General features: G+C 42.5%; 11 protein-coding genes and 1 pseudogene. 10 read left to right on the top strand and 2 right to left on the bottom strand.

The window, feature by feature from the left end; all coding sequences use genetic code 11:
• The first annotated feature begins 47 nt into the window (after window positions 1-47).
• The 9 genes and pseudogenes from CVN76_RS18655 to CVN76_RS18615 all read left to right on the top strand — a co-directional run bounded on the left by CVN76_RS18655 (window position 48) and on the right by CVN76_RS18615 (window position 10,612).
• Window positions 48-1,070: a LacI family DNA-binding transcriptional regulator gene (locus CVN76_RS18655; protein ID WP_100532520.1), complete on the top strand. Its 1,023-nt coding sequence runs from the start codon at window positions 48-50 to the stop codon at window positions 1,068-1,070.
• 163 nt (window positions 1,071-1,233) lie between these two features.
• Window positions 1,234-1,830, top strand: a pseudogene (gene deoC, locus CVN76_RS18650) (deoxyribose-phosphate aldolase).
• Between the two features lie 41 nt (window positions 1,831-1,871).
• Complete coding sequence (fucP, locus tag CVN76_RS18645; protein WP_100532519.1) at window positions 1,872-3,218, top strand: L-fucose:H+ symporter permease; 1,347 nt, start codon at window positions 1,872-1,874, stop codon at window positions 3,216-3,218.
• 80 nt (window positions 3,219-3,298) lie between these two features.
• A complete protein-coding gene (locus CVN76_RS18640) occupies window positions 3,299-4,312 on the top strand; it encodes an aldose 1-epimerase family protein (protein WP_100532518.1) in 1,014 nt (337 codons plus the stop codon).
• A gap of 13 nt (window positions 4,313-4,325) precedes the next feature.
• Window positions 4,326-5,246 carry a ribokinase gene (rbsK, locus tag CVN76_RS18635; protein ID WP_100532517.1) on the top strand — a complete coding sequence of 307 codons (921 nt, stop codon included), beginning with the start codon at window positions 4,326-4,328 and terminating at the stop codon, window positions 5,244-5,246.
• Between the two features lie 252 nt (window positions 5,247-5,498).
• Complete coding sequence (locus CVN76_RS18630) at window positions 5,499-6,047, top strand: hypothetical protein (RefSeq protein WP_100532516.1); 549 nt, start codon at window positions 5,499-5,501, stop codon at window positions 6,045-6,047.
• A gap of 437 nt (window positions 6,048-6,484) precedes the next feature.
• Window positions 6,485-8,320 (top strand): beta-glucoside-specific PTS transporter subunit IIABC, encoded by a 1,836-nt coding sequence (locus CVN76_RS18625; protein WP_100532515.1) that lies wholly within the window; start codon window positions 6,485-6,487, stop codon window positions 8,318-8,320.
• Window positions 8,321-8,323: 3 nt separating this feature from the next.
• Complete coding sequence (locus tag CVN76_RS18620; protein ID WP_100532514.1) at window positions 8,324-9,751, top strand: glycoside hydrolase family 1 protein; 1,428 nt, start codon at window positions 8,324-8,326, stop codon at window positions 9,749-9,751.
• A gap of 27 nt (window positions 9,752-9,778) precedes the next feature.
• Window positions 9,779-10,612, top strand: coding sequence for a PRD domain-containing protein (locus CVN76_RS18615; protein WP_100532513.1), 834 nt, complete (start codon window positions 9,779-9,781; stop codon window positions 10,610-10,612).
• Between the two features lie 686 nt (window positions 10,613-11,298).
• On the opposite strand, the gene CVN76_RS18605 is transcribed toward CVN76_RS18615, so the two are convergent.
• Window positions 11,299-11,853 carry a helix-turn-helix domain-containing protein gene (locus CVN76_RS18605; RefSeq protein ID WP_100532511.1) on the bottom strand — a complete coding sequence of 185 codons (555 nt, stop codon included), beginning with the start codon at window positions 11,851-11,853 and terminating at the stop codon, window positions 11,299-11,301.
• A 110-nt stretch (window positions 11,854-11,963) separates the two neighbouring features.
• Between CVN76_RS18605 and CVN76_RS18600 the strand changes: the two genes are divergently transcribed.
• A complete protein-coding gene (locus CVN76_RS18600) occupies window positions 11,964-12,548 on the top strand; it encodes a LysE family transporter (protein ID WP_100532510.1) in 585 nt (194 codons plus the stop codon).
• 84 nt (window positions 12,549-12,632) lie between these two features.
• Here CVN76_RS18600 and CVN76_RS18595 read toward each other — a convergent pair whose 3' ends face one another.
• On the bottom strand, window positions 12,633-13,307 hold the full coding sequence (locus CVN76_RS18595) for a hypothetical protein (protein WP_100532509.1): 675 nt from the start codon (window positions 13,305-13,307) through the stop codon (window positions 12,633-12,635).
• Between the last annotated feature and the right edge of the window lie 152 nt (window positions 13,308-13,459).

Below are 13,459 nucleotides of genomic sequence, written 5' to 3'. Positions count from 1 at the left end.
GATTGTCTTGAAAAATCTAAACGTTTACATTTTGAGGTGTCAACAAAATGGAATCTAAACCAAATATTCAGGATGTTGCAAGTCTAGCAAACGTCTCTATTGCCACGGTATCCCGGGTCATCAATAACCAAGGAGGAGTCCGTAAAGTAACGGAGGAACGGATCCTTAAGGCAATCGAGGAACTGGGCTATATCCGCAGTGCAGCAGCAAGGACCATGAAGCTAAAAGAAACGAAAACGATTGGCGTCATTGTACCTGATATCAGGAATCCGTTCTTTCCGCTAGTAATGGCAGGAATCGAACAAAAAGCACGTGAAAAGGAGTACTTCACCATTTTAAGCAGCACGAATGAATCGCCCAAGATTGAAGAAGAAATCGTGAAAAATTTCATTGAGCGTGGCGTGGATGGAGTGATCATCACAACAGCAAATGAAAACGGCGATCACCTAAAGCTTCTTGAAGAACAAGGAATCCCTGTCGTAGCGGTTGACCGAAGCATTAAAAAATTGGAAGTGGATACAGTTCTTGTAGATAACAAGAAGGGGGCCTATCAGGCAGTACAGCGATTGATTTTACAGGGGCATGAAAAGATTGCGATCATATGCGGACCCTTGAATACGACCCCTGGACTGGAGCGGTACATGGGCTATCAACAAGCCTTGGCAGATTACAAAATCGAATTGGATGAACGATATGTCATTCAAGGTGATTTCGGGGAGCAAAGCGGCTATCAGTGTACAGAGAGGCTTTTTGAACTTGATGAGAGGCCGACTGCCATTTTTTCTTCCAACAATATGATGACGATCGGCTGTATGAAGGCGCTGGAGGATATAAACTGGAGGCTTGGCAGTGAGGTATCGTTCATAGGCTTTGATGATGTGGATATTGCAACATTTTTGAACCCTAAGCTTAGTGTCGTAGCAAGGCCAATGAATTCCATAGGAGAAATTGCCTTTTTACTGTTGCATGAACGGATTAGTTTAAAGGGGAATCTTCCAAAACGGGAGTATTTATTGTCTCCTGAGCTTAAAATCAGGCAGTCTTGCCGATTGGTGAACCCGACGTTTTAATTGTATGAAAAGGGCACTGGACAATCAAATCATCCAGTCGCCCATCTCCTTTCATGAATTGAAAGCGCTTTATTTTAAATGGGGAAGACAAGAGTATAAAATGAACAAGGCAAAAATGATCGACCATACCTTATGAAAGGCGGAAGCAACAAAAAAAACAGATCTGACTCTTTGTGATGAAGCAAGAGAATAGGAGGTTGCCTCTAAATGTGTGAATCCGGCGGCAGAAGAACTTAAAGGAAGTGATGTGAAGGTTTGTACGGTTATCAGCTTTCCGCTCAGTGCCTCGACGACTGCTATAAAAGCGTTGGAAACAGAGAATGCCATTCAAAATGGCGCCGAAGAAGTGCTATGGTTTTAGCGATTGGATTATGGAAATCTGGTGAATATGATGAGGCGGAGGCTGATATCGTGGCAGTTGTTGAGGCAGCTGGCACCAAGGCGCTTGTGAAAGTGATCATCGAAACTTCTTAGCTTGCAGAGGAAGAAAAAATGCCTGCGAACTTTCCCTTCGTGCCGGTGCATATTTAGTGAAAACATCGACTGGATTTTCGACAGGAGGAGCAGCGGTGGAGGATGTCGCATTCATGCGCAAGGTTGCAGGTGATAAGGCTGGTATATAGGCATCCGGTGGAATATTCGTGACTTGAAGGATTTGAAAGCGATGGCTCGGGCTGGTGCCACTCGAATAGGGGCAAGCTCCGGGGTGGCGATCTTGGACGGCGAAGCAGTCGAGGGTGAATACCGATATAGCGTGTAAGGGGTTTTTCTAAACTAATGGACACAAGGAGATGTTAAAAAATGAAAAAACAGAACTTAATTCAGCTGTCAGATGGTTATTTGAATCGTACGCCTATTTTTCAGTTTATCCTGTTGTCTTTGCTTTTCCCGTTATGGGCGGTTGCCGCCAGTTTGAACGATATCCTGATCGCACAGTTCAAGCATGTATTTGAGTTGACAGATTTTGCGAGTGCTTTAGTGCAGAGCGCATTTTATGGGGGGTATTTCCTGATTGCGATACCAGCTTCAATGGTGATTAAGAAAACGAATTATAAATTTGCCATAATTACCGGTTTGCTTTTTTATATTATAGGATGCTCGTTATTTTACCCAGCATCGCATATGGCTACGTATACGATGTTTTTATTCGCGATCTTCTCCATCGCGATCGGCCTAGGATTTCTTGAGACGGCTGCAAATACATATAGTTCGATGATTGGGCCGCGAAAGTATGCGATCCTTCGCTTGAATATCAGCCAAACCTTTTATCCTATTGGTGCGATTTCTGGAATCTTATTAGGGAAATACCTTGTATTCCAGGAAGGGGCAAGCCTCGAGGCAAGGATGGCGACGATGTCGCCGGCAGAGGCTCAGGCCTTTGGGCTGAAAATGCTAGAAAATACGCTGGAACCGTATAGATATATGATTTTCGTCCTGATCGGTATCTTGATTTTGTTCATTTTGACCAAGTTCCCATCATGTAAGCCGGAAGGGAAGAGCGGCAATGCTTCTGGGAAATCACCAGGGATCATGAGAACGCTTAAATACCTGGGTGGAAACAAACGATTCCGTAAAGGAGTGGCCGCGCAATTTTTATACGTGGGGATGCAGGTGACGGTTTGGTCCTTTACGATTCGCCTTGCGCTCGATCTAAATCCCGACATCAATGAGCGTACCGCATCAACCTTTATGGTATATAGTTTCAGTGCTTTCTTTGCAGGCAAGTTCATTGCGAATTTCTTGATGACCCGTTTTTCGCCAGCAAAAGTATTGGTCAGTTATTCCATCATTGGTTCAGCGCTTCTTGCCTATGTGGCATTCGTACCGAATATGACGGCGGTGTACGCAGCCGTTGCGGTCAGCATGCTGTTCGGGCCATGCTGGGCGACGATTTATGCGGAAACGCTTGAAGTCATCCAAGATAAGAAATATACCGAAACGGCAGGAGCGATCCTCGTCATGGCCATTGTCGGGGGAGCCTTCATTCCTGCACTGCAAGGGTTTGCATCTGATTTCTTTGGTTCGATGCAACTGGCTTTCCTTGTATCCATGGCATGCTTCATCTACGTTGGCTTCTATTTCTTAGGTGAAATGAAAACGCAAAAAGTCACAATTCAGGCTGCAGAAAAGCCAGCATCTTCATTGTGAGTTCAGAAACGAATCTTCGGCACAGGGAAAAGTTCAAACACCGCTTCCCTGTGCGAAGATAAAGTGAAGGGGTGGAAGGAATGAAGGGAATAATCGCACTGCAGCGGAATTATTTTAAAGAAAGCCGCACACTATTTTTTACCAACGAAGAATTCACTGTTAACTTATTCCGCTATCCATCAGGTATTGAAGCGATTGAGATTACCAATTCAAGAGGCAGGATGGTAATTCTACCATACATGGGCCAGATGATTTGGGATTTGGAATTTGACGGTGTAGATCTTAAAATGAAGAGTATGTTCGCTCAGCCCAAAAAGGCTGATAGCGTCATAGATACATATGGTTGCTTTGCTTTCCATTCAGGGCTTATCAGCAATGGCTGTCCGGGACCTGATGATGACCATGAAATGCATGGAGAAATGCCCTGTGCGGAGATGGACAGTGCCTGGCTGGAAATAACCGATTCGTCAGTGAAAATCTGCGGCCGGACCGAATATATAAAAGGTTTCGGCTACCATTACCTAGCTTCTCCGAGCGTTGAAATGTTCAAAGCGAAAGGGTCGATTCAAATGACCATGGCTGTGAAAAATCTATCGGGCGAAGTGATGCCGCTACAGTATATGTGCCATACAAACTATGCTTACTTGGAAAATGCCGAAATGAAGCAGAATATCCCGAACAGCGCTTTCAAGCTAAGGGAGACGATTCCAGATCATGTGAAACCGACCGATAAATGGCGGGGTTACAATAAGAAGCTATTAAATGGCAAGGCATTGCTTAAAGCATTAAATAATCCTGAAATGTATGATCCCGAAATCGTGTTCTTTGCTGACGAGCTGAATCTTTATCAGGAAGTAGCAGAGTTCGAGATGGTTTCACCTGACGGGATCACGTTTTTTACCCATTTTTCGACAGCGGAATTGAACTGCGCCACAAGGTGGTTATTGCATAACGTCAATCAGCATGTCGCTTCTTTCGTCCTGCCAGCCACATGCCGTCCAGAGGGCTTCAGTGCTGCAGAAAAAGCAGGAACGTTGATGATGCTTGGAGCAGGGGAAGAGAGGACGTTCACGATAGTGACCGGAAAGAAATAAGGAGGAACAAAAAATGGACATAGCAGTGATTGGATCGAATATGGTGGATTTGATCTCTTACATCGTGGACATGCCAAAAGAAGGAGAAACGCTTGAGGCACCGGATTTTAAAATCGGCTGCGGCGGGAAAGGTGCCAACCAAGCGATTGCAGCCGCCAAAATGGGCTCAAAGGTGATGATGGTAACGAAGGTCGGCGATGATCTTTTTGCGGATAACACAATCGAAAATCTTGAAAGCCATGGGATTGATACGGAATTCACCAGTAAAGTGACCGGCACATCAAGCGGTGTGGCACCGATTTTTGTCGATCAAGAATCAAAAAACCGCATCCTGATCATTAAGGGAGCAAACCAGCACTTGCTGCCGGCGGATGTCGACTGTGCCGCCGAGAAGCTTAAGACAGCTTCCTTGATTATCCTTCAGCTTGAAATTCCGCTTCCAACCGTTTACCGTGCGATTGATTTTGGTCGCGAACATAACATTCCGGTCATAGTAAATCCGGCTCCTGCGTCAAAAGAACTTGATTTTGATTATGTGTGCAAAAGTGACTTTTTTATCCCGAATGAAAGCGAACTGGAGATTTTAACGAACATGCCTGTTGCCACAGATGAACAAATTAAGGAAGCGGCGTCCATTCTGATAAATAAGGGCGTTGAAAATGTAATCGTAACGATGGGAAACCGGGGCGTCATGTGGATAACGAAGGAAAATAATATAAAGGTTGCGGCGTACAAAGTGACAGCGGTAGATACAACCGGAGCGGGGGATGCCTTCATAGGCTGCTTTGCCCACTTTTTAGTGAAAAATGGGGATGTACTCCAGGCGATAAATAAGGCTGCAGCCTTTGCCGGATTAAGTGTCACGAAACGGGGAACTCAGTCTTCTTATCCAACGAGCGTGGAATTGGAAGCGTTCTTAATGTCGCGAAATTAAGGTAAGAGGATAGGTCAAGCCGGACAGGTGGCAAACTTTTTGCCGCCTGTCTATTTTTATATCATCAATCAACCACAAGAAGCAACAGCTCAGGGTCTCCACTGGGATTTTTTGCTGATTGTACAAGCCATTTATATGTAAATCCATATCATGTTACAAAAGGGATACTGTATGGAAGGCTTAGTTTGGTGATCTTGGGCCTTTCTAAATAACAATCGTCAGGCGCATATACTTAAAAGGAGACGTGTAAAATTGTTGCTAAATAAAATGAATAAAGGATCCATGTTGCGACGTGAAGAGATACAAGCCATTGACTCATGGATAGCAAAAATGGGGAAGCTCCATTTTTTTGAAACGACAGCACAAAGAATGACTTCCGCTACAAAAACGCTGAACCTTCAATATGAAATGATCGGGCATGGGTATAATCGAATCGTTTACGATCTGGATAATGGCTATATATTAAAAGTTGCCTTGTCCGAGGTAGGTATGGTGGCCAACGCAAATGAAGCACACATCTATAATAATTGCAGGGAGGAAGTTAGAAAGTATATTTGTCCGGTTAGTGAATATGATTCTGGCTGGGTCATCATGAAGAAGATGGACACAAGTGTACGGCATGCAGTCCTCGACTATATGAAGCTTATCAAGCTTGAAATTATATTTCTGAAGTATGGCATGATTCCAATAGATTTGCGAATCGCAAATGTCGCTTTTACCGAAGAACATGAAATGGTCGTCATTGATTATGGCCTTTTCACGATGGATCTCAAAAGCCCTGTGTTTCGCTGGTTCATGTGAAGGATTGTCATTTTCGAAGGCTCTCTTCGTAAAGATTGTTGTTTTTTGTGAAACAAAGGAAAATCCTTCCTAAAGGGTTGCGGAGGGTTTTTGGCATGGCCAAAAATTGTATATCATAAAATCTTAGAGTAAGATATTGACATCTTATTAGCTGGTTTAGCTGAAAATCGAGCTGTCTTTAAGGCGCTTTCTTTATGGTGATAAGGAAAGTTTAATTGAACAAGAATGAAGGTTATCAAAAAACTATTGTAATGCACAAATAGTTATGATAATTTATTTGTAAGCGTTTCATTATAATCAACAAATTAAATTGGCGTGTTACTGGTAAAGCAGGCAAGACCAAAATAATTTGCTCTATTTCTTAACGGGATAGGTGCATCTTATTTTGGTCTTTTTTATGGTTATTTTTATCAGTACTAAGTAAAGGGGATGAAGATATGGATTATAAACAGCTAGGCAAAGACACTTTAAAACTTGTAGGTGGAAAAGAAAATGTATCAGTGATAACCCATTGTGCAACCAGACTTCGATTTGAATTCCATGACTTTTCTAAAGTAGAATCCGCTAAAATCGAGAAGTTACCGGGCGTCATCTCTGTTGTCAATAAAGGCGGTCAGTTCCAAGTCATCGTAGGAAATGAAGTCCAACAAGCCTTCCGTGCCATTAAAAACGAAATGGGCGAGCAACCGAGTGGAAATGCAAATACCGTCAGAAAAGAAAAAAAGAGTGTCATCTCTCGTTTAATAAGCGTCATCTCTACCACATTCGCACCATTTATACCTGCCATTATTGGTGCCGGGATGATTAAAGCGGTATTGGCGGTGCTTGTGTTAACGGGCGCATTGACCAATGAAAGCCAAACCTTCTTTATCTTAAACACTGTCGCGGATGCAGCTTTCTTCTTTATGCCTGTACTACTTGCTTACGGAGCATCGATTAAGTTCGGAACCAATCCGGTGTTATCCATGACCATTGCAGGCGTGTTACTACACCCAAACTGGTCATCGGTTTTAGCTTCTAAAGAAGCCCTTTTCTTTATGGGCGTTCCAGTGCGCTTGACAGATTATGCAGGTTCTGTTTTACCGATAATTATTACCGTTTGGATTATGTCATATATTGAACGCTTTGCTGAACGTGTTTCACCATCAATCGTTAAGTTCTTTTTAAAACCAATGTTAATCCTAATTATTACCGCTCCTCTGGCGTTAGTCGTGATCGGACCAATCGGCACGTATTTAAATGATCTCGTTGCCCTTGGTGCTGAAACGATTAACAACCGTGCAAACTGGTTAATTCCAATGCTGATGGGTGGACTACAGCCGTTCCTACTTATCACTGGTACTGCTTGGGCCATGACCCCTATTGCTACAACACAGCTATCCAATAATGGAGAAGAAATGATAAATGGACCAGGAATGCTTGCTTCCAACATCGCACAAGGTGCAGCCACCCTTGCGGTTGCAATGAAAACAAAAAACAAAGAGCTAAAACAATTAGCTGGTTCGGCTGGTTTCACGGCCTTAATTGGTATTACAGAGCCTTCGCTTTACGGAGTTACGCTTAAATTAAAGAAACCATTAATTGCGGCGATGATTGGTGGGGCATGTGGGGGGATTTATGCAGGTCTTTCTGGTCTTGTCCGCTACGCATTTGTTTCGCCAGGACTTGCGGCTATCCCAGCTTTTATCGGGGAGAATCCAATGAATATTGTACACGCCCTCGTTACCATGGCCATTGCATTTATTGTCGCATTTATTACAACATGGATTTTAGGCTTTGATGATCCAGTGGAAGAAACTACACAAACACATGCAAAAATGATCGCTAGCCCGCTATCCGGAAAAGTCATTCCGCTAAACACCATAAACGATCATGTCTTTTCAAATGAACTGATTGGAAAAGGGGTTGCGATTTTACCGGATCAAAATGAAGTGAAAGCACCGTTTGCGGGTGAAATCCTGACAATGATGGAATCCAAGCACGCCGTTGGTCTTCGAAGTGACGATGGCATTGAATTATTGATCCACGTAGGGATTGACACTGTCAGCTTAAAAGGGGAACACTTTGAGACACATGTAAAACAAGGAGACCGGGTAGAACAGGGTGATATACTTGTCAGGTTCGATCGTGAAGCCATTCAGGCAAAAGGATATGAAACTGTCACACCTATAATCATCACTAACCATGAAGAATTTAATTCATTGGATATAATCAATCAAAATCACATTTCTTCAGGAGACCCACTGATGAACCTTACGAAAATGGAGGCATAACTCATGCATTACACAAATCTGAAGCCATTCCCAGACAATTTTCTTTGGGGGGCTTCCACATCTGCTTATCAAGTCGAAGGTGCTTGGAATGAAGACGGCAAAGGAAAATCAGTCATTGACATGATGGACCATCCAAAAAGCACCGCTGGTTTCACCGTAGCGAGCGACCACTATCATCACTACAAAGAAGACATCAAACTATTCCATGAGCTCGGCCTAAAAGCGTACCGTTTTTCCATCGCTTGGACGCGCATTTTACCAGACGGCACCGGAACCGTTAATGAAAAAGGACTCGTTCACTACGAGCGTGTTATTGACGAATTGCTTCATTACGGAATCGAGCCCATCGTCACGCTATACCATTTTGACCTCCCGTACGCACTTGAAGAGAAAGGAGGATGGAACAGCCGCGAGACGATCAATGCTTTCGCGAACTATGCCCGTGTTTTATTTGAACGCTTTGGAGGCAAAGTCACGCACTGGCTCACGATAAACGAACAAAACACGCTCATATTACACCCTGGTGCTGTCGGCATTCCAAAAGGCGGATCGTTGCCATCAAAAAAAGAGCTCTATCAGCAAAACCACCATATGCTAGTTGCACAAGGAAAAGCGATGTCACTCTGCCATGAACTATGTCCACATGCAAAAATTGGACCAGCACTAAACATGACATCCATGTACCAAGCAACCAGCAAACCAGCGGACGCGATTGCAGCTCATAACTGGGAAACGCTCCGCGGCTGGAGTTTTCTCGACCTTGCTGTACACGGAAGGTACAATCGATTATTATGGAGTTACCTAGAGGAGCATGTCTGGACGCCTACTATTGAAGAAGGCGACTTGCTTGCGATTCAACAAGGGCAACCCGATTTTATTGCTATCAATTATTATTCAACCGCAACGATTGCAGAGAGTACTGGAGAAGCAAGTGACGTAAGCCCTCGAGCTGGTGACCAGCAAATTATGCTAGGCGAACCCGGCGTTTATCGACCAGAGGAAAATCCATACGTCGATAAAACAAAATACGGATGGGTAATTGATCCGGTTGGCTTACGTCTCACTCTGAGAAAAGTATACGAACGGTACCAGCTGCCGATCATCATTACCGAAAATGGGATCGGCGCACCCGATGAACTCACAGAAGATGGCGCTGTTCACGACGATTACCGAATTGAATTTATTCAAGCGCATCTTGAACAAATTCAATGGGCCCTTTCTGACGGCGTTGAAGTGTTCGGTTACTGCCCTTGGGCTGCAATGGACGTTGTCAGCACGCACCAAGGCTACGCCAAGCGATACGGATTCATTTACGTAAATCGAGAAGAATTTGATTTAAAAGATTTAAGCCGAATCAAAAAAGACAGCTTTTACTGGTATCAACGTGTTATCACATCCAACGGAAATGAAGGGCTACGCCAACGCACATAAATGTCACGATGAAAATGGTGATGAAGAATGAAAGTAGAAAAAGTATTAAATAACAGCCTTGTGCTATCTAGAGATGAAAATGGTCAAGATATCATCGTCATGGGAAAAGGCCTTGGTTTTAATAGTAAAGAAGGCGATGTCATCCAGGAAAGCTCTGTCGAAAAAATCTTCACGCCAAACGATCAGCGCACAAAACAGGAATATGTCCACTTACTCGAAAGCATCCCACGAGACTATTTGGACACAATCAATAGCGCACTAAAAAAAATGAAATCCGATTGGGGTAACGAACTCGACAACCGCTATTTTTTAATGTTACTTGACCACATAGTCTTCGCTATTGAACGCGTCGAAAAGGGAGTAATATTACAAAACAAACTCTTAAATGACGTACGCATTCACTACCCGGAAGAGTACGCAGCAGGCATGATCGTCATCACACACTTAAACGAGCACCTGAATATCAACTTGCCAGAAGAAGAAGCAGGCAATATTGCCTTTCACCTCGTCAATGCCAAAAACGAGGAAGAAAACTTTGAAAACACCGTACTCACCGTCACCATGCTCAAAGACATACTTAACATCGTACGGTACCAACTAAACGTCAAACTCGACCACTCATCAATGCGATACAACCGATTCGTGACCCACTTGCAATACTTTATTCGGCGAATCTTCGACAACAAACAACTGAATTCCAAGGACTCATTCTTATATGAACATCACAAAACCAACTATCCAAACGAATTCAAATGTGCCAAATCGATCGCTACCTACTGCGAAAGCATGACTGGCAAATACAGTACCAACGAAGAAGTTTTTTATCTTATTATTCATCTCGTCCGATTTACAACCAATTAAAATTAATTTCCAAAAAAAGACTTAGTTGATCTGAATCCAAAAAGTTAAATACAATATCAAGGCAAAAAATAAAGGACATGAATCCAGTATTGTATTGTACTGGGTCATGCCCTTTATTTTCACGTTAAAAGAACGTGTGTTTACACCTTGATAAACCTGATTATTTTTCATGTCTTCATATTTTAACATTTTAGAAATGGACCTATTTTAGAGCAAGCCATTCAAATGAGTCCCAAGTTCAGCATAAACGACTCTGAATAGGCTTAGTTTCTTCTATTTATATTTGCGATAGAACGATTGAATTCTTCTTTTGTTCAAGCACGTGTATTGGCTAGGCCAGTAAGTTTATCTTTCTTGTTGGATAGAATCATGAATAGAAAGCATACTCGTCACCTCAAGTTTGAATCCTTTTATTTTAAAGCAATAAGACTCTAGGCAATAGGACCCTATCTTGAAGATAAAACAAAGTTGATTGGAACGGAGGATACGAAACTCCTGTGTGAAATGCGAGTCACGGGAGACCTCGCTGGCGAAGCTGAAGAGGCTCCCGGACCGCCTCTGAAAAGCTTAGTGCCTCTTGTTACAATCCTCGTCCACATTGTAAAAGCCATAAAAAAATAGAGACAAACAAGAATTACATAAGGTTTGTCTCCAGTCTGAAAACCCCGTTCTCTTAAAACGGGGGGTTAATTTGGATAATATAAAATCATGCTTAACCGGGTCAGCGTTCCGCCGGTATTCAGGTAAGCATGGGGCTTGTCTGCCTTGAATCTGATGGAGTCGCCATCTTTTAAGATGTATTCATGATCATTTAGGCGGACAGTCAGCTCGCCTTCAAAAATAGTCAGGAATTCTTCCGTTCCTTCTTGATGTGGATCGGCACGATGATATCCACCTGCTTCGATCTCGATCGAATAAACCTCAAAACGTTTATCAGCTTCGAAGGGGAATTGAGGATAAACTAGATATTTGCCGTTGTCTTCAGTTAATGTTCGAATATCACTTTTAAGAACAACCGTTGTATCTGGCCGTGGATGATCGATTAGCGAAGAAAAGGAGATCTTTAAACCATTGGCAATTTTCCAGATCGTTGTGATCGTGGGACTCGATTCCCCTCGTTCAATTTGGCCTATCATTGTTTTGCTTACACCAGTCAGCTCTGCAACCTTTTCGAGGCTTAACTTTTTATTTTCTCTGAAGGCTTTTAAGTTTTTCGCAAGTATAAGATTTATTTCCTCCATAAGTGCACTCCTTTATATACAATATAACGATCGTATTGTACAATAAAAAGTAAGTCGTTATATCGTTCGTTTTAAACATTATAACACACATCTTTAAGGGAGGCGCACCTATGCCATTAGTAACATTTTTACTTTATGTTTTTGTCACCAGCTTCACCCCAGGCCCCAACAATATCATGGCGATGTTATTCGCTAACAAATACGGGTTTAAGCGGACGCTGAAATTCTGTTTAGGAGTAGGAGCAGGTTTCTTTGTGATCATGTTATTGTCAAGTTATTTTAATCTGCTGCTGAAAAATTTCATTCCAAAAATCGAATTTATCATGACAGTCCTTGCTGCCATCTATATGCTGTATCTGGCAACGAAAATAATTAAAAGTAAAAACAAAAGCGAGGATGAAGATGGAGATAGAAATAACCGTTTTCTGTCAGGCATGCTGCTGCAGTTCATCAATCCCAAAGGTATCTTGTATGGCATAACGGCCGTTTCAACTTTTATCATTCCCTATCATACTTCCAATGCTAGTCTGCTATTTTTCTCCTTATTTCTTGCATTTATCGGTTTCCTGAGTACGATGAGCTGGAGTGTGTTCGGTTCACTGTTTCAAAAGTTCCTCACAAAATATAGCAGTCAATTCAATATCGTCATGGCCTTGTTATTGGTCTATAGTGCCATATCCATTCTTGTAGGATAGAACACCCTATCTAATATAAGGAAGAAATACGTAGTAAAGAAGCCTATTATACATATAAAAGGCTTCTTTTTGCTTCGTTCTCTGTTAACCTCGCCACGAGGGCTTGTAATTTTGTGGGGCTAATTTATAGTGTGTAAGCCACAATAAACATATAAAAATCAACTCAAATGCATTCGTGAGTGCCGAACTCGGTAAGGGGATAGGGATGGCGCTGCCGCCTACCATGATCAAGACCCCTAAAAGCATCCAAATCCAACGAGTTCTCAGGAAGATGTTGATGCTTATCACCAATAATACAAGGGTTACTACAAGCACCATGAGAGGCGGACCAGAAGATCCCTCGCTAACATATCTTAAAACGCCATACTCGCGGACAGGTACAAAGGTTTTATGCATATTTTCGATACATTCATAGATGATGAGTCCTGCCGTAAGGCAAAGGAAAAAATAGAAAACGGCAATTTTCTTTGTAAAAGGAATATTGATTCTTTTTGCCATTCCCCAACCAAACAGAATCAATGTCGGTGTGATAAATCCGTGAATCCAGAAACGGGAGATATTGAGCATCTCAAGCATAGGTGCATCATTAATGAATTTCCCGGAAGCGATGATTATATTGTCCACAAAGAGTGCGAGCGTAACGAAGAGGAGAGAGCTTGAAAGGGAAAAATGGCTATCATGCCGTCGCATGAGGGTAATGCCCATTAGAAAAAGAATGATGTAAATGAGTGAAAAACAAAAATACAGAATGGTATCCAAATATATGTCCCCTTTACTGTTTTAGGTTCATTTCTTTCATTATAACGAAATCCGCTGTCAGGAAAAAGGAAAATACCCTGTCTTAAAAATGAACGTAACGAGCAATAATATAACAGGAAGGGGAGAAGTGGGATGTCCGTAATCCATAAAAA

The organism is Bacillus sp. mrc49, assembly GCF_002803435.1.
The sequence above is the reverse complement of the archived record's forward strand: the minus strand, read 5'-3'. Positions and strand labels throughout refer to the sequence as shown.